This window comes from Halobacillus sp. GSS1 (assembly GCF_017307035.1).
Lineage (GTDB): Bacteria > Bacillota > Bacilli > Bacillales > Halobacillaceae > Halobacillus > Halobacillus litoralis.
In genome coordinates this window covers 1-16,663 of the sequence record NZ_JAFLHE010000001.1, presented here as the reverse complement: position 1 = coordinate 16,663, position 16,663 = coordinate 1, and the positions used below count along the sequence as shown (strand labels likewise).

Below are 16,663 nucleotides of genomic sequence, written 5' to 3'. Positions count from 1 at the left end.
TGGTTCGCGTTTTTTTATAATAGAAGTCTCTCATTAAAAAAAGCGTCAGGGGAAGGAACCTGAAGTGGCTCCTTCCCCTGACGCTTTTTCATTAAGTATCAACCGTTATCAAAAATCGTTAATCCTATGAGTCCTAACATTACAATAATACTTACAAAAAACATGACCATCTCCATCTCTGTTCCACCCCTCTTTCCTCTCTATCATAGCAAATATTTAAAGCGTTTGCTTTGGTAGTTCCCTAATCCTTGAATATTTTTATCTTTCCCTGAAAAGTAAATAGAAACACTCCACTTTTCACATTCCTGACATAACAAATTGAACAGATTGTGAAATAGTGAACAATGTATGGATAAACTTACCTCATACACTTATACTTGAATTGTAAGAAAGAAACCTTCTTACATGACATCATGTGAAATGGTGAACAATCTTTTAATAAGGAGTGATTGACATGTTGAATGAATTATTACGAAACAACAAGATCGTTGCAATGATCCTGACCGTCTTTCGCGTTTATCTGGGGTACACCTGGCTGACCGCCGGCATAGGAAAAATCACAGGCGGATTTGAAGTGAGTGGTTTTCTGAATGGAGCAATTGCGAAAGCAGAAGGAGCACATCCGGCTGTCCAGGGCTGGTGGGCCGCCTTCCTAGAACAATTTGCCTTACCAAACCATGAGTTTTTCGCTTTCCTTGTCATGTGGGGAGAAGTTCTCATAGGGATTGCACTTATCTTAGGATTATTCACGAACGTAGCTGCTTTCGGTGGCATTCTCATGAATTTCGCTTTCTTATTCAGTGGAACAGTCAGCACAAACCCGCAAATGGTTCTGCTCACGATCTTCATCCTCGTTGCCGGGGCCAATGCCGGTCGCTATGGATTAGACCGCTGGGTTGTACCAATGCTTAAAAAACAAGGAACCAAACTCCCTCACAGAAGAAGAAGACTTGCCCATCAATAATACACCAAGCCCTATGTATTGCTCATAGGGCTTTTTTCGTTTATTTTACTTTGGGATGAGGTATGATGATTTTATACATAAGTTTCAAAGATCGTATTGGAAAGAGGTGTCCTATGGCAACGTATATCTTCCGCTTTTTTATTTTTTGGTACATATGCGGAGTGTTTTTAGTAACGTTCGACTGGCTTCCTCCTTGGCTTGAATGGGCGAACAGTGTTTTTTTGATAACCGCCGGGGTCGTAGCTGGGATGTATTTTATGAAGATGTACGGCGTTTGGCGCGGAATCATCTACAACCTGATCATTATTGTCGTTAGTATCTATGTGGAACACTTGGGAGTGAAATACAATTTCTTATTCGGAGCCTACCATTATACAGAAAACTTCGGATTAAAAATTGCGGATACACCGATTACCATCGGATTCGCCTGGCTTTTAATCATCGGATGTTCCCATGAGTTGGCAAGAGTGTTGTCGAGTGGGTGGAATCCTTGGACAAGCCGGTTCATTTTCGTTGTTACCGGTGCGTTAGCTGCGGTGACCATGGACCTTATTCTCGATCCAGTTTCTTTCAAAGTGAAAGAATATTGGATTTGGGAAGATCCTGGCTTTTATTACGATATCCCGTTTTCCAACTTCTTTGGCTGGTTTGTCCTGGCTGCCCTGTTTCACCTCATTTTCCTGTTCATGCATCGGGACATGGAAAATCGAAACGTTCCCCCTTGGCCTGGGAGGATGATCCTGACGTTCGGTCTAATCATCTTCCTGTTTCTGTGCATTGCGTTTACCGGCCGATTATATGGGGCGATTATGTTCGTGAGTGCTCTTACCCTCTTATGGTATGGCTTGTATTTTTGGAGGAGATCAAATGTTTCAACCCGCACGTAAAACGTCATGGATCGAGTGGGGATTCACCCGCTTCAATCGGTTGTTTTTAAACTATCATTTCAACCACATTAAAATTCAACATCCTTCTACTGTACCTGATGAGAAGACCCTGTTTCTTATCAATCATTCAACATGGTGGGATCCCCTTTTCATCTTTTATATCAACGATCGACTTGTGAAATCAGACGGCTATGGAATGATGCATGAAGAAGGCATCGAGCGCTTTCCATTTTTCAGGAGAATTGGAGCATTTTCTGTAAATGGCGAGGATCGCCGTCACCTCGTGCAATCCTTGCAATACAGTACCCGTTTGCTTGAAGAGGGAAGAACGGTGTGGATTTTTCCTCAGGGGAATGAACAGCCCCTCGAGAAAAGACCGCTTGAATTTTTTTCAGGAGTCAGTTATCTCACCCAGCGTTGCCCGGACATCAATGTCGTGCCTGTTTCCCTGTACTATGCCCTTGAGCATACGAAAAAGCCGAATGCCTACATAGTTCTGGGGGAAGCTCTCCCTAGAGAGGACTACGAGACACTCTCCAGAAAAGAAAGAACACGGTATTTTGAAAACAAGGCTACCCAACAGCTGGATGAATTACGCCAGAACGTCATAGAAGAAAATCTTCACGCCTTTAAAAAGTTATAAGGGAAAGGAGGAAACGTCATGTCATTCTTTTTTATCGTCTTCATCATCACGATCGTTTTGAATGTGTGGACCATTATTAACATCTTCTTCCTCTACCCATTATCAGCCAATAGAGAGCTCGGAAAAACGCCATCCGTTTCGCTGCTCGTACCGTTAAGAAACGAAGCAGACAATGTAGAAGGATTGATCCATTCCCTCCGCTCGCTTACTTATCCTGATGTGGAAGTGATCCTGCTAGATGATCATTCGGAAGATGGCACCTTCGAAAAACTGAACGAACAGGTCAGAGATGATGGACGCTTCACGATCATTCAGGGTAAGGAGCTTCCTGAAGATTGGAATGGCAAAGTCCATGCCTGTCACCAGCTCTCTCAGGCTGCCAATGGTGAGTATTATTTATTCCTGGATGCTGATGCGCGTGTCGCCCCTGGCATCATTCAACAAACGCTCGCCATGATGCAGGAGAAAAAGGCGAGCATGTTAAGTGGATTTCCGAATTACCCGAATGCCAACTTCCTCAGTCATATGCTCGTCCCGCTTCAGCATATGGTTGTGCTGCTCCACCTTCCTCTGTTCGTCGCGAACCGGACGACGAAGCCGATGTTTACCGCTGCGTGCGGGATTTTTATTATGATTGATCGAAAAGCATATGAAGCTATTGGAGGTCATGCATCTGTCAAAAGCTCTCTTGTCGAAGACGTACATATTGCTAGAGAAGTGAAAAAACACGGATACAAGATGATTCTCGCTAATATTACAGAATCGGTCCTTTCCTACATGTACGATTCAGGTAAAGAGACATGGGAAGGCTTTAAAAAGAATGTGTACACAGGGATCGGTCGATCTGCTGGCATGGTCGTATTTTTGACCATATTCTATGTGGTTGTGTTCTTAACTCCCGCCGCATTCGCGATCGTTGGACTCGTCACCGGAGATTATGCCTTGGTTCTCCCCTATCTTTTGACGGTTGCATTCAAAATGTATGTGGATGCAAGGACGGGGCATCCCTTGTGGCTGTCCTTCCTTTTACCAGTAGCTGTTGTGCTGTTGATTGCCATCATGGTGGCATCGATGTTCGTTCATAAACGAGGAGAAAAATACCAATGGAAAGGGAGGTTCTATCAATGAAAGTGGCCATCATCGGAGGTGGACTCGGCGGCTTATCGGCTGCGGTCACCCTCGCTAAGCACGGAGCTGATGTACGGCTGTTTGAAAAAAATGATCACTTTGGCGGAAAAATGATGAGCGTCGACGAAGGTGGATTTCATTTTGATTTTGGTCCCAATACGATTACGATGCCTGAAGTATTTCAGGACGTCATCCGGCAGGGAGGACTCAATCCGCGGGAAGAGCTTCCTTTTGCGAAAATCGTCACACATACGAGAAATGAGTTTCACGATGGGACGACCTTTGATTTTTCCACAGACCAGGGATATATGAAACAGCAGCTTGGACAGGTAGATCCCAAAGGGCATGTGATGTATGAAGACTTTCTTATAGAAATCGAACGCTTGTACAACCTGTCTCAAAAGCACTTTTTACACAGGACCTTCAATGGGTGGACCGACTACCTTTCCCCCGCCCTTGCGAAAAGCATGACGAAGGTACGTCCGCTTGAATCGATGGATCACTTTTTCAGGCGGTATTTTTCAAACCCGAAAGTGATTCAGGCCTTGAACCGCTATTCTACCTATATCGGCTCCAATCCTTATCAAGCACCAGCCACGTTCAGTATGATCGCCCATCTTGAGTGGAATGATGGCGTTTACTTTGTACGTGGGGGCAACACAAGGATTGCGGATCGGTTCGTTAAAGCTGCTGAGAATGTCGGGGTAAGGCTGTACAGTGGAACCAAAGTCACTCGTATCCTTCACGAAAATCAAAGAGTGACGGGTGTGGAAACGGGTGACGGCGAGCGCTTCGAGGCGGACCATGTGATCTTGAATGGCGACCTGCTCCATGCTGTACCGGAGTTGGTCGATCCAGAAGCGAGACGGTCGATGAGCGATCGGAAGCTGAAAGGCTACGACCCGTCCATTTCAGCATTTGTCATTATGGCAGGCCTGAATACGAAACTCAGCCGTTTGAAGCACCATCATTTGTTTTTCTCAAGCGACTATAAAAAAGAATTCCGTGTGCTAAAGAACGGTTATTACGCCGATGATCCGACGATTTATATCTGCACTTCTTCCAAATCCGATTACTCTGTCTCCAATCAAGGGGATAACTGTTTCATCCTCGTCAACGCTCCCGCTCTCAAGGAAAAAGGCGGGTATGACAAGCACGCCTATAAAAACCACATCTATGATCGGCTCGAGGACGCGGGCGTAACCGTCAAAAGTCATATCCAGGTCGAAAAAGTGTGGGATCCCGCTGACATCCAGAATCATTTCGGCGCCTATCGCGGGTCCCTGTATGGACCTTCTTCCAACCGAAGGTCCCAAGCCTTCATGAGGCCGTTCAACAAATCCCAGGATCTTGATGGCCTCTGGTTTTGCGGAGGTAGTACACACCCGGGCGGTGGTTCTCCGATGGTCGTCCTGAGCGGACAGAACGTGGCCAACGAAATTCTCGGAAAGATTGTCCAAGTCGAATAACACCTCCCCTTTTCAGGCAAGCTAAAACAGGAGGTGTCCGGAATGGAGAAGAATACCAAACGCAACAAACCGCTGAAAGAAGAGAAGCACCCGATGAATCCCATTACGAACGACCTGGGTGTCGATCAGGATGAACAAGCGATGAACGGCGATTACGGGATGCTTGAAACGGAAGAAGAAGATCGCCAGCACGACCGTAAAAAATAAAAAAGAGGAAAGCATAGCGTCGCGTCTATGCTTTCCTCTTTTTATTCCTTCAGATTTAAAGTTTCATCCATTCTGAATAGGGATAGGATTCCAGATAAAACCGGAAGCGTACCCACCACTCCGATGGCCCACGGAACAGATAAGACATCCGCAAAGACTCCTGCAAGAATCGCTCCGAACGCATACCCGCTGTCACGCCAAAAGCGATAGATCCCCAGGGAAGTGGCCCTCCATTCCGGACGCGCAACATCACTGATCGAAGCAAGGATCGTTGGATAAACCATCGCCGTACCGATGCCTAAGAAAAGAGCACCGGCCAGCCACATGGCGTACGTTTGGACGATGAGAATAAACCATAGAGAAAGCCCTTGAAGGAACATTCCTGAAACAATCAGTTTCTTCCTGCCGATTTTGTCACTCCAAATGCCTGTGAACAGTTGAAAGAATCCCCAGGCCGCCGGATAAATGGCGACCACTGTTCCTACCTGCCCGACACTGAGACCACCAGCACTAAAGAAAATAGGAAACAGTCCCCACGCCATGCCATCCTTTAAGTTCGTCGTAAGACCAGCAAGACTGTTGCTGGATAAGTTTTTATTCTTCCAAGTCGTTTGCTGGAAGACTTCTTTTGTAGATAAATCATCCGTTGTGATTTTCTTCATTCTTTGGCGTTGGACATATTTGTCTGTATCTTCTGCGAACCATGATAAGCAAAAACCTGCGATAACGATGAGAATTCCCATATAAAAAGGCTCCGGGGTGAGGGAATATTGAGAAGCCACGTACCCTGAAACAGCAGCCATGACAGCGACACCAATGTATCCGGCGAATTCATTAAAACCGACAGCCAAACCTCTTTGTTCAGGATTTGCAAGGTCTATTTTCATATTGACAGTCATCGACCACGTCAGGGCCTGGTTCACCCCAAGAAAGATGTTTGCCATGACGATCATCCACCAGGCTTCCGCGAAGATGACAAGCAGAGGGACAACCAGACCGATCGCCCAACCACCTAATAGCACGCGTTTCCTCCCCCATCGGTCTGCCATGGTTCCGGCGAAAAAGTTCATGATTGCTTTCGAAAAACCGAAGCTGACGATAAAAGATAGCGCGGCACTTGTAGAAGCTATTTCATAAACTTCTTCCCCAATAGTGGGCAGGATCGTGCGTTCTAATCCGACCATGGAGCCCACAAAGAAATTCACGAGTACGAGGAGGGAAAAAGAAAGGATATTTTCCTTTACGCCTGCCTTTATGATTGGTTTCATTTTATTCACCTGCTCACTTCTCTACTGATTCCACTATGTTACCATACGGGGTATTAATATGAAAACATGCATGATTTTGAAGGGGTTTCGATTTTTCTATTCTCTTTTCAAAGGAAAAAAAGCATGCCTCTTGAGGAGCATGCTTTTAGAACGACCGAATATTCACTTTCATTTGTTCCTTCTTCTTTTTTCTTTCGGAAGGGTCGACGACTGTATCATCATACAAGTGACAGGCGACTTGATGACCTTCCCCGACTTCCTGCCATACAGGAGCTTGATCGCTGCAAACATCCATCGCGAAAGGACAGCGCGTCCGGAATACACAGCCACTAGGAGGATCGATCGGGCTTGGTATTTCTCCCTCAATAATCACTTGTTCCCTTTGATCTTCGATATCCGGGTCCGGAATAGGAATGGCGGATAGAAGAGCTTGGGTATAGGGATGAAGAGGATGATCATATAACCGGTCACTGCTCGTTAACTCGACTAAGTGACCGAGGTACATGACACCAATCCGATCCGAGATATGCTGCACCATAGAAAGATCATGGGCAATGAACAGATACGTCAGGCCTTTTTCTTCCTGAAGACGTTCCAGTAAGTTGACTACCTGCGCTTGTACTGATACATCCAGGGCAGAAATCGGCTCATCTGCGATAATGATTTCAGGGTCGAGTGCCAATGCGCGTGCGATGCCAATCCGCTGTCGCTGTCCCCCACTGAATTCGTGAGGATAACGGTTGGCATGGTCACGATTCAATCCCACTTCTTCAAGCAGCTCGTAAACACGTTCCATTCTTTCTTTATCAGAGGACAAGAGACCGTGAATTTCCATCGGTTCAAGGATGATTTCGGATACGGTTGAACGTGGGTTCAAGGATGCATAAGGGTCTTGGAAAATCATTTGCATCTGTCGTTTTAAGTGAAATTGTTCTTTCGGTGTACGATCGTGGACACTCTTCCCTTCAAAAAGGACTTCTCCACTTGTTTTTTCGTAGAGGTTCATGATTGTGCGCCCTGTTGTCGACTTCCCACAGCCGGATTCTCCGACAAGTCCGAGCGTCTCTCCTTTGTACAAGTCAAAACTGACACCATCGACAGCTTTCAATGATTTTCCTTTCCCCATCTTAAAATGCTTTTTCAGATCTTTCACTTCAAGGGTCTTGTGCAGGCTCATGAGGTTCCCTCCGTCTCGCTCCAGTATCTTCTTGCGACACATAACTCTTTTTCGTATACGGTTCCTTCCAAATCAATGATTTCAATACTCTTTCCAACGTTGGGTGAATGAAGCATCTTGTTGTCCCCGTAGTAAAAACCGACGTGATGGATGCTCCCTTTTCCTTCTTCGTAAGCAAAGAACAGGAGATCGCCCATTTGAAGATCGTTCAAGGGCACGTGCTTTCCACTTTTGGCCTGATCTGTCGCATCTCTCGGAATTGCGTAGTGAAAGGCTTTATGGATATTATAGGCAAAGCCTGAGCAATCGTATCCGAAAGCACTCATTCCTCCCCAAAAATAAGGAAGACCGACGAATGCTTCTCCTGAACGGATGAGGTCTTTCCCGCTTCCTTTTGCTTTTGTATCCTCTTTCTTTTCTACCAGGACGTCTTCTGAAACAAAATACCCGACCCCATCCGGATAAAGAACTTTGACTAAGGTATCGTTTTCCTCGATGACAGGAAGGGACGTTAGATAACTGACTTCCATAAGCGCTTCTTCTGCTCCATTGTAAAGCCACGCTTGCTTCTTATGTACAACCGCCCACTTTTCAGGATGCCAGTCCGCTTCATTTGGTTTGACCAGCTGACGTATAGGAATATATCCAGGATAGCCCCGTTTGTCTTTCTTGGAAGCCTGCGAGGGAACGACGACTTTTGCCCAGTCAGCCGCCCACTCGTCGATCCAGACTTCTTCGCCTAACAGCAGTTGGGATTGGACAAGGTTCTCATCACACAGTTCCCGCTTTTGATCGTCATCCAAAACCTTCAGCCAATCTTTCATAGAAGCTGATGCCTGGAGTGAGATTTGATCCACCTCCCTGGGAGAATCAGGAGCTGTCCAAAGAGTGGCTACAGGAACGCGCACCACTCTCTTCTCATGGTTTTGATTTGTCTGTGTCATCCATTGACCTCCTTTAATAGAGTTATTTTTATATGTTCACCGTCTGTTCGGTATTTACGTTGACCAGCCCCAACCCGTCACCTTCCGGAAACGTAAGCCGGGCTTTTTCATACTGGACTCCGCCTTCAATCGGGTCTTCTGTCAGCATCAACGGGGCATCAAAGTCTATCCTCGTGACATTGCTTTGACTTGCTGCAAAATGAGCGGCTGCCGTGATTCCGAGTTTAGTCTCAATCATGCTGCCGACCATGCATTCCACTCCATTGGCTTCAGCCAGATGATTGATTTTCACGGCTTCATGAATACCACCGGATTTCATTAGCTTGATATTAATCAGATCCGCGCTCCGTGTTTCCAATATCCGCTTTGCATCTATTGGACTAAAAACACTCTCATCAGCCATGATCGGTGTGTACGTATGATCGGTGACTTGTTTCAAACCTTCGGTGTCATTAGCATGGACAGGCTGTTCCACCAACTCTATGGGAAGGTGACAGTCTTCCATTTTACGGATGGCGTAGATGGCTTCTTTCGGCGACCACCCTTGATTCGCATCCAGCCTGATCCGCACCCCTTCGCCAACCCGCTCGTGAATGGTCTGAATCCGTTCGACATCTTTTTCAATCGTATCTTTTCCAACTTTCACCTTTAAGACCTTAAACCCGTTGCTGACATATCGGGCAGCGTCGTCCGCCATTTCTTCGGGCTCATTGACACTGACCGTATAATCGGTTTCCAACTCGCGCTTCGATCCACCAAGCAATTGATAGAGTGGGAGTTGATAGATTTTGCCTAAAAGGTCATGGATAGCTATATCCACCGCAGCTTTAGCACTTGTATTCCCAATACAGCAGCCGTGGAGTTTTTTGAAAATATCCTCTCTATACGTGATGTCCTCACCCAGAAGAGCCGGTGTGATGATTTTATTTATCGTGTGATCGATGCTTGTTAAACTCTCTCCGGTAATGACAACCGTTGGCGGAGCTTCTCCCCACCCTGTAGTCCCATCTTCCCCCGTCACTTTCACGTAAATGGACTCTGCTACGGTGACCGTGCGTAAAGCCGTTTTGAACGGGGTATGTAAAGGAACCGCTACCGGATACGTTTCGATCGACTGTATTCTCATGCTCCTCCACCTTTCTTAGTAGACACCGGATTGTATCATCAGGGATTTCTTATGACTGGATAACACGGCATCTGTTCCTAATGGAATACTGTAATGGGGCAGACAGTGGCCAATCTTAAAACCGGCCAGCACCGGTTTATTCAATCTGGAAAAGTAGTCCTCATAAACCTGCACCAAAGATAAACTGTCATTTGTTTCATCTGTCTCCGTCCCACTAAAGTCTCCAAGGATGATTCCGGCCGCATCTTCGAATTTCCCTGCCAACTCCAATTGATTGAAAAAAGAATCCAAACGATAGAGTGGCTCCCCAATATCCTCCATAAACAGTAATTTCCCTTTTGTATCAATCTCGTAAGGGGTGCCCATTGTATTGACAAGTAAAGAAAGGTTTCCACCCACCACTTCGCCTGATGCTTCCCCTTCTGTAATCATCTCTAAAGGAGAAAGACGCTCGTTGTAATGAATCATTTCAGGTTCAAACAACTGCTGAAACATTTCTTCTGAATCTCCATCAAAATCTTCTTTTCCAACATCCGAACAAAGCATAGGCCCATGAAAAGTGACCAGTCCTGTCTCCTGTCGAATAGCGGTATGTAAACATGTGATATCACTATAGCCCCAGAAAATTTTAGGGTTAGCTTTTACCAGTGCGTAATCAATCGTTGAAACAATCCTTCCTGTTCCGTAACCGCCACCTGCACAAAAGATGGCGGAAACCTCCGGGTCTTGAAACATGTGATGGAGGTCTTCCAACCTTTCTTGATCATTTCCTGCTAGATAGCCATGTTTCTTCTTCATATGAGCTCCCAGTTTCACTTTCAAGCCTAAGCTTTCCAGAAAAGAAAGGGCTTTGTCTAAGTTGTTAAGATCCGGGGGACTTGCCGGGGCTATGACCCCGACCGTGTCCCCCGGGTTCAACCGTTCAGGTTTTATCATCTTCATTCCTCCAATGAAGGAAAAGAGGCGAAAGAATCGCCTCTTTTCAAAGAAAGTCTATTGCTTATCCGCCCACTTCAACTCAAGGTACCCTACAGGGTGACGAATGATATCAGATACGTTGTCTTTCTCAAGAACGACCTGGTTATAGAAATGAACAGGGAAAATCGGCATCTCTTCAAAAAGAAGCTTCTCTGCTTCATACATCAATTCCCAGCGCTGTTCTTCATCCGCTTCATTTTTAGCATCGTCAATCAGCTGATCGTACTCTTGATTGGACCAGCCTGTACGGTTCATGGAAGAATCCGTCGTGAAGCTCTCAAGGAAGTTGATGGGATCGGCATAATCAGCTAAGAAAGAACTTCTGGAAAGTTGGTGTTCCAATGCTTTTTGCGCTTCAAGGAAGACGTTCCATTCCGCATTCTCAAGCGTAACTTCCACCCCAAGATTTTCCTTGAACATTTGCTGGATGGCTTCTGCAATTTTCTTGTTGTCTTCGCTCGTGTTATAGGAAAGGGTGATGGCCGGAAGTTCGTCATACCCTTCTTCCTCCATGCCCTCCTCAAGCCATTGTTTCGCTTCTTCTACATTCGTTTCCACAAGCTTACCATTGTGTTCACGGAAATCTTCCCCTGATGGACTCTCAAATCCATAGGAGACAAAGCCATACGCGGGTTCTTCTTTATTCTTCGTCACATAATCAACGATTTCCTGTTGATTCACACTCATAGCCAGAGCTTTTCTGATCTTCTTATTCTGAAAAGGCTCTTCATTCACGTTAAAACGGTAAAAAGCTGTACCTGCCTGATCTTGGATCGATAACTCTTCACTATCTAACAGCTGCTCAGCCATGTCAGACGGTATATTGGAAGTATCAAGCTCGCCGCTTTCATACATTTGGTATTCCGTATTGGTATCATTCACCATCGCCCAGTGAACTTCATCCAGCTTCACCGTCTCGTGATCCCAGTATTCTTCATTCTTTTTCATAAGCATTTCACTGTCATGCTTCCATTCTGCCAAGGCGAATGGTCCGTTTCCTACAAAGCTGTCCGCTTCCGCAAACCACTCCGGGTTTTCTGTGGCTACAGACTCATTGATCGGGAAAAACGCCGGGTTGGAAATGATATTCAGGAAATATCCTGTCGGTGCACTCAAGGTCACTTTCAACTCTTTATCACTGACCGCTTCCACCATCACATCATCAGCAGAGCCTTCTCCATTGTTGAAGGCTTCTCCCCCTTCAATGAAATAACCGAGGAAAGCGGCTGGTGAGGCCGTTTCAGGATCGAGCAGACGTTTCCAGGCAAACGCGTAGTCCCCTGCTGTCACGTCATCTCCATTCGACCATTTGGCATTTTCCCGGATGAAGAAGGTATATTCCTTCCCATCTTCAGAGATTTCCCATTTCTCGGCAGTGGCCGGTTCTGGCGTGTGGTCTTTACCAAGACGCGTCAGACCTTCCATTAAATTGTTCAGCGCATTCCAGGAAACCGCATCAAACCCCTGCGAGGGATCGAAGGATGTCGGCTCCTCTCCGTTATTCAATAGCAAGGTGTTTGATCCGGAGTCACTTTCCCCTTCAGAATCTCCCTCATCACTTTCTCCTGCACTTTCGGACGCTGTACATGCAGCTAACACTAAGACAAGTAAAACCCCCATAAAGATTGTCCACCATTTTTTCATACTCGTTCTCCTCTCTATATGTTTAATAAGTTGACGCCATATATTTCTTTGCCCGCTCATCCTGCAGCCAGCAGTCCACCTCATGTGTTCTGCTCAACTCCGACTGAAACGGATACACCTTTGTGCATACCTCCATGACCATTGGACACCTGGCAGCAAATGGACAGCCTTCCGGTGGTGAAAACAAATCCGGAGGAGTCCCATCTATAGGTACTAATTTCTCTCCTTTTTGATCCATCCGCGGCACCGAGTGTAGCAGTCCTCTTGTGTAAGGGTGCTGCGGTGTATAAAAGATTTCTTTCCGTGTCCCTGTTTCAATGACTTTGCCCGCATACATGACCGCAATGCGATCAGCGATTTTAGCCACAACCCCTAAATCATGTGTGATGAGGATGATGGAAACGCCGGTCTGTTTCTGTATTTTTTGAAACAGCTGAAGGATTTGGGCCTGAATGGTTACATCCAAAGCTGTTGTCGGTTCATCGGCAATCAGAAGTTCAGGATCACAAATCAGCGCCATCGCAATTACAATTCGCTGCCGCATGCCCCCACTGAATTCGTGAGGATACTGTTTCATACGTTCGACAGGATTGGGGATACCGACAAGGGTGAGCATGTCCATCGCCTGCTTATCCGCTTCCTTTCTTGAAATGGACCGATGCTGACGGAGTCCTTCCGTCAATTGGTCCCCAACAGTCAAGGTGGGGTTCAAGGCTGTCATTGGATCCTGGAAAATCATCGAAATATCCACCCCGCGGATTTTCCTTACTTCCTTGTCCGAAAGCTGAGTCATGTCCTGTCCTTTGAAAAGTATCGATCCGTCTTTGATCTCCCCTGGAGGTGTTGGAATGAGACGCATTATGCTGTTCGCCGTAACGCTCTTCCCACAACCGGACTCACCGACAATGGCAAGAGTTTCCCCGCGATATAGTTCTAAATTTACGCCGCGCACTGCCTGTACCTCTCCCCCGAAAGTTTTGAAAGACACATGCAGGTCACGGATGTCCAAGATTTTTTCCATTGATGTTTACCTCCTGAGCTTAGGATCGAGCGCATCCTGGAGACCATCTCCAAGCACGTTAAATGCGAACATGGTGGCTGAAATGAAAAAGCCTGGAAAGAAAAGCCGCCACCAGTCGCCGGATAAAATGACACCCAACGCATCATTGGCCATCATGCCCCAGCTTGCATAGGGAGACTGAATGCCTAACCCCAAAAAGCTTAGAAAAGCTTCGGCAAATATCGCTGTTGGAACGGTGAGAGTCATCTGTACGATGATCGGCCCCATCGTATTCGGCAGCAGATTTTTTTGTATGATCCGCTTCGTTTTCGCACCGAACGACTGGGAAGCCATGACAAATTCATTGTGTTTCAGCTGAAGAACCTGCCCTCTGACAATTCGCGCCATACCCACCCAGCCGGTAACTGTTAAAGCTATGATAATCGTTAAAAGACTTGGCCCCATGACTACGAGCAGCAGGATGACGACAAGAAGGTAAGGCAGGCCGTAGAGAATTTCGATGATCCGCATCATGATATTATCGGTTCTTCCACCCTTATATCCGGACAGCCCTCCATAAGCGACTCCTATAAAAAAGTCGATCAAAGCCGCCATCAATCCTACAAACAAGGAGATTCTAGCCCCGTACCAAGTTCTCGTGAACACATCTCGTCCTAATTCATCTGTACCGAACCAATGGGTGAAGGACGGGGCCTGGTTTTGGTTTGGCAGGTTTTGAGTATCGACATCGTGCGGGGAAATCCAAGGTCCGATGACAGCCATGACTCCTAAAAGAATAAGAAAAATCAGACCGAACATGGCCAACTTATTCTGGCGGAGTCTTCTCCAAGCATCTTCCCAGTAGGAAAGAGAAGGACGAACAACCGATTCGGCATCTTCGGTATTCTGCTCTTTTGGTTTGAACCATTCGTCTGGAATGGATGAATGAGGCGTTTGTTCCTTCTGTTTTTTTGCTGGAATCACTTTACCTGCCCCCTTCTTTATGCAGCTTGATTCTAGGATCGAGTATTCCATAAGCAATATCCACCAGGAACAGCATCAATACAAGGAAAGCACTATAAAAAACGGTGGTTCCCATAATGACCGGGTAGTCCCGCTGGTTGATCCCTTCAACGAAATACTTACCCATACCGGGGATGGCGAAGATCTTTTCGATGACAAACGTCCCTGTTAAGACCCCTGCAATCAACGTACCTAAAATGGTGACCACTGGCATGAGTGCATTCTTCAAGGCATGCTTCACAATGATTTTGGCTGGGGATAGTCCTTTGGCCCGCGCCGTTTTTATGTAATCCTGTGTTAACGTCTCAAGCATACTTGATCTTGTTAAACGGGCAATTATGGCCATCGGACCGGTGGCCAGCGCAATAATCGGAAGCACCATATGTTGCGGGCTGCTCCATGTCGCAGCAGGGAGCACCCCTAGGTTGACGGCCAGCTGCTGAATCAACAAGGTAGCTAATACAAAGTTAGGAATCGATATTCCGAGTACGGCAATGGTCATCGCTATGTAATCTATGATTCCATTGTGCTTCAATGCCGCGAATACACCGAGAGCAACTCCAGATATGAGAGCAATAAGGATCGTCCATATGCCCAACTCCGCGGATATAGGAAAACCTCTGCCTAATAAACCATTGACCGTTTCTGTTGGTTGTTTAATCGAAGGACCGAAATCCAAGGTCACAATGGATTTCAAATACAACACATACTGCACAACTAACGGTTCGTCCAGGTGATAGTGAGCCTCTAAATTCTTCTGTACGGCTTCGTTGGTTGTCCGCTCTTCATTAAACGGAGAACCCGGTAGTAGATTCATTAAGAAAAACGTAAGCGTGGCAATGATAAAAACAGTAACAATCATGTAAATGAAGCGTTTCAATATGTATTTTGCCATGACTCTTCCCCCTAGCTGGATGTTGTCTGCATGGCAAGCTCTGTCATGACAAGCATGGCTTGGTATGCTTCCACTATGTTTTTGGCTTGAAACCTTACCGTCGTTGAATTTGGTTCGATTTCCGTACCAGGCATGAGACTTGCCCATTCGGCCTGGCCATAATTCATAAATTCTATCCTCAGAGTGGGGTGTTCTGGAGGTACGAGGGGCTCCATTCGATCTCGATTATGTATCGCTTCCTCCGTTCTTTTTTGCAAAAGCTCCCCAGCTTTTTTCGGTGTTAAACTTTTCACAGCGGATCGAGAAATCGTTTCTTTCACCGGGGCTGTAATGATGTTCGGAATGAGCGATTCTGCTTCCATCGCCGCACAGTCATCTCCAGCAACCATCAATACAGGGACACCGTAATAACCGGCCACATACGCATTAAACCCAAGCTCTCCCACCGCCACATCATTTATGTAGAAATTACGCACCCCAAAAATCATCGAGTGTGAGAGCACGCCTCTTTGAGCTGCCCTGGCATGGTACCCTACAAAGATCGATCCAGCATACGATTCATCCAACCCTTGAATCATAGATAATGGTTTGACACTTCCTGTAATCAATGTGGCATCCGGATGAATCTCATCAATCAGTAAATTGTTCATCTTCGAATGGCTGTCATTGACCAATACTTCTTCCGCATGGTTTTGAAACGCGGCTTCGATGACATGGTTCGTTTCCTGTGTCATAATTCTCCTCGCCCGTTCATAATTGTGCTCCGAAGAATCCACAAAGGTGTAATCAGGTACTCCCGTTATTCCCTCCATGTCAACGGAGAGGTACAACTTCATGAAAACCATCTCCTTTTTTGGTAATTTTGTTAATTTTCATAAAATTTTACCAGTAGATGACAAATTTTTCAATAGGACTCTTACTCTACTTCTGTTTAACGCACAAAAGCACAACTAGGAGAAAGGATTACGGAAAATAAAAAAGACAGCTGCCGTGCGGGCGCTGTCTTTTCTTTTCTTATAATAAACGAATATGCGTGATTTTTGCCTGTGGGTTACTTTTCAGGTGACTCTCCCGCGCTTTTTCTTTATGCGATGCATACACAGGTACCTGTTTCACGACGCCTGATTTTGCCTGGTAATAGATTAAATATTTTTCTGCCATTGTAATCTACCTTTCCTTATTCATGGTTGCTACAAGTATTCGCCCGATTCGATCGTAATATACATGATGTTGGGTCTTGGTCTTGGGCTCGGTCCTGGCGTTCTTGCGCGCGTTCCAACGTTCTTGCGCGCGTTCCAACGTTCTTGCGC

The 16,663-nt window shown here is 46.1% G+C and carries 17 protein-coding genes; 6 read left to right on the top strand and 11 right to left on the bottom strand.

Annotated elements, in window-relative coordinates; all coding sequences use genetic code 11:
- Nucleotides 1-454 precede the first annotated feature (454 nt).
- From J0K78_RS00085 to J0K78_RS00060, 6 genes are all read left to right on the top strand, one after another.
- Entirely contained in the window at nt 455-964 is a 510-nt protein-coding gene (locus J0K78_RS00085) for a DoxX family protein (RefSeq protein ID WP_206944898.1), read from the top strand.
- Nucleotides 965-1,077: 113 nt separating this feature from the next.
- Nucleotides 1,078-1,851 (top strand): carotenoid biosynthesis protein, encoded by a 774-nt coding sequence (locus tag J0K78_RS00080; protein ID WP_206944897.1) that lies wholly within the window; start codon nt 1,078-1,080, stop codon nt 1,849-1,851.
- Nucleotides 1,832-2,494, top strand: coding sequence for a lysophospholipid acyltransferase family protein (locus J0K78_RS00075; RefSeq protein ID WP_206944896.1), 663 nt, complete (start codon nt 1,832-1,834; stop codon nt 2,492-2,494). Before J0K78_RS00080 ends, J0K78_RS00075 begins: the two co-directional genes overlap by 20 nt.
- An 18-nt stretch (nt 2,495-2,512) precedes the next feature.
- Complete coding sequence (locus J0K78_RS00070) at nt 2,513-3,622, top strand: glycosyltransferase family 2 protein (RefSeq protein WP_206944895.1); 1,110 nt, start codon at nt 2,513-2,515, stop codon at nt 3,620-3,622.
- Entirely contained in the window at nt 3,619-5,091 is a 1,473-nt protein-coding gene (locus tag J0K78_RS00065; protein WP_206944894.1) for a phytoene desaturase family protein, read from the top strand. Before J0K78_RS00070 ends, J0K78_RS00065 begins: the two co-directional genes overlap by 4 nt.
- A 42-nt stretch (nt 5,092-5,133) precedes the next feature.
- Nucleotides 5,134-5,298 carry a DUF4021 domain-containing protein gene (locus J0K78_RS00060; protein ID WP_242517670.1) on the top strand — a complete coding sequence of 55 codons (165 nt, stop codon included), beginning with the start codon at nt 5,134-5,136 and terminating at the stop codon, nt 5,296-5,298.
- A gap of 41 nt (nt 5,299-5,339) precedes the next feature.
- On the opposite strand, the gene J0K78_RS00055 is transcribed toward J0K78_RS00060, so the two are convergent.
- The 11 genes from J0K78_RS00055 to J0K78_RS00005 all read right to left on the bottom strand — a co-directional run bounded on the left by J0K78_RS00055 (nt 5,340) and on the right by J0K78_RS00005 (nt 16,514).
- Nucleotides 5,340-6,566, bottom strand: coding sequence for an MFS transporter (locus J0K78_RS00055; RefSeq protein ID WP_206944893.1), 1,227 nt, complete (start codon nt 6,564-6,566; stop codon nt 5,340-5,342).
- Between the two features lie 145 nt (nt 6,567-6,711).
- On the bottom strand, nt 6,712-7,743 hold the full coding sequence (locus tag J0K78_RS00050) for an ABC transporter ATP-binding protein (protein WP_206944892.1): 1,032 nt from the start codon (nt 7,741-7,743) through the stop codon (nt 6,712-6,714).
- Complete coding sequence (locus J0K78_RS00045; protein ID WP_206944891.1) at nt 7,740-8,687, bottom strand: C40 family peptidase; 948 nt, start codon at nt 8,685-8,687, stop codon at nt 7,740-7,742. Before J0K78_RS00045 ends, J0K78_RS00050 begins: the two co-directional genes overlap by 4 nt.
- 28 nt (nt 8,688-8,715) lie before the next feature.
- The gene (locus tag J0K78_RS00040; RefSeq protein WP_206944890.1) at nt 8,716-9,813 is read right to left on the bottom strand and encodes a dipeptide epimerase; all 1,098 of its coding nucleotides are present in this window, start codon (nt 9,811-9,813) and stop codon (nt 8,716-8,718) included.
- 15 nt (nt 9,814-9,828) lie between these two features.
- The gene (locus tag J0K78_RS00035) at nt 9,829-10,749 is read right to left on the bottom strand and encodes a S66 peptidase family protein (protein WP_206944889.1); all 921 of its coding nucleotides are present in this window, start codon (nt 10,747-10,749) and stop codon (nt 9,829-9,831) included.
- A 57-nt stretch (nt 10,750-10,806) separates the two neighbouring features.
- Nucleotides 10,807-12,435: a peptide ABC transporter substrate-binding protein gene (locus J0K78_RS00030; protein WP_206944888.1), complete on the bottom strand. Its 1,629-nt coding sequence runs from the start codon at nt 12,433-12,435 to the stop codon at nt 10,807-10,809.
- Nucleotides 12,436-12,457: 22 nt separating this feature from the next.
- Nucleotides 12,458-13,456 (bottom strand): ABC transporter ATP-binding protein, encoded by a 999-nt coding sequence (locus tag J0K78_RS00025; protein WP_206944887.1) that lies wholly within the window; start codon nt 13,454-13,456, stop codon nt 12,458-12,460.
- Nucleotides 13,457-13,462: 6 nt separating this feature from the next.
- Complete coding sequence (locus J0K78_RS00020; RefSeq protein ID WP_370551069.1) at nt 13,463-14,416, bottom strand: ABC transporter permease; 954 nt, start codon at nt 14,414-14,416, stop codon at nt 13,463-13,465.
- 4 nt (nt 14,417-14,420) lie between these two features.
- Nucleotides 14,421-15,353, bottom strand: a complete 933-nt coding sequence (locus J0K78_RS00015; protein WP_206944886.1) for an ABC transporter permease — start codon at nt 15,351-15,353, stop codon at nt 14,421-14,423.
- Between the two features lie 11 nt (nt 15,354-15,364).
- The gene (locus J0K78_RS00010) at nt 15,365-16,189 is read right to left on the bottom strand and encodes a M55 family metallopeptidase (protein ID WP_206944885.1); all 825 of its coding nucleotides are present in this window, start codon (nt 16,187-16,189) and stop codon (nt 15,365-15,367) included.
- A gap of 178 nt (nt 16,190-16,367) precedes the next feature.
- A complete protein-coding gene (locus J0K78_RS00005) occupies nt 16,368-16,514 on the bottom strand; it encodes a hypothetical protein (protein WP_167449425.1) in 147 nt (48 codons plus the stop codon).
- Between the last annotated feature and the right edge of the window lie 149 nt (nt 16,515-16,663).

Bases quoted from the DNA above. Each gene is read 5' to 3' on its own strand.
- J0K78_RS00085 (WP_206944898.1), top strand. From the start codon at position 455: ATGTTGAATGAATTATTACGAAACAACAAGATCGTTGCAATGATCCTG.
- J0K78_RS00080 (WP_206944897.1), top strand. From the start codon at position 1,078: ATGGCAACGTATATCTTCCGCTTTTTTATTTTTTGGTACATATGCGGA.
- J0K78_RS00075 (WP_206944896.1), top strand. From the start codon at position 1,832: ATGTTTCAACCCGCACGTAAAACGTCATGGATCGAGTGGGGATTCACC.
- J0K78_RS00070 (WP_206944895.1), top strand. From the start codon at position 2,513: ATGTCATTCTTTTTTATCGTCTTCATCATCACGATCGTTTTGAATGTG.
- J0K78_RS00065 (WP_206944894.1), top strand. From the start codon at position 3,619: ATGAAAGTGGCCATCATCGGAGGTGGACTCGGCGGCTTATCGGCTGCG.
- J0K78_RS00060 (WP_242517670.1), top strand. From the start codon at position 5,134: ATGGAGAAGAATACCAAACGCAACAAACCGCTGAAAGAAGAGAAGCAC.
- J0K78_RS00055 (WP_206944893.1), bottom strand. From the start codon at position 6,566: ATGAAACCAATCATAAAGGCAGGCGTAAAGGAAAATATCCTTTCTTTT.
- J0K78_RS00050 (WP_206944892.1), bottom strand. From the start codon at position 7,743: ATGAGCCTGCACAAGACCCTTGAAGTGAAAGATCTGAAAAAGCATTTT.
- J0K78_RS00045 (WP_206944891.1), bottom strand. From the start codon at position 8,687: ATGACACAGACAAATCAAAACCATGAGAAGAGAGTGGTGCGCGTTCCT.
- J0K78_RS00040 (WP_206944890.1), bottom strand. From the start codon at position 9,813: ATGAGAATACAGTCGATCGAAACGTATCCGGTAGCGGTTCCTTTACAT.
- J0K78_RS00035 (WP_206944889.1), bottom strand. From the start codon at position 10,749: ATGATAAAACCTGAACGGTTGAACCCGGGGGACACGGTCGGGGTCATA.
- J0K78_RS00030 (WP_206944888.1), bottom strand. From the start codon at position 12,435: ATGAAAAAATGGTGGACAATCTTTATGGGGGTTTTACTTGTCTTAGTG.
- J0K78_RS00025 (WP_206944887.1), bottom strand. From the start codon at position 13,456: ATGGAAAAAATCTTGGACATCCGTGACCTGCATGTGTCTTTCAAAACT.
- J0K78_RS00015 (WP_206944886.1), bottom strand. From the start codon at position 15,353: ATGGCAAAATACATATTGAAACGCTTCATTTACATGATTGTTACTGTT.
- J0K78_RS00010 (WP_206944885.1), bottom strand. From the start codon at position 16,189: ATGAAGTTGTACCTCTCCGTTGACATGGAGGGAATAACGGGAGTACCT.
- J0K78_RS00005 (WP_167449425.1), bottom strand. From the start codon at position 16,514: ATGGCAGAAAAATATTTAATCTATTACCAGGCAAAATCAGGCGTCGTG.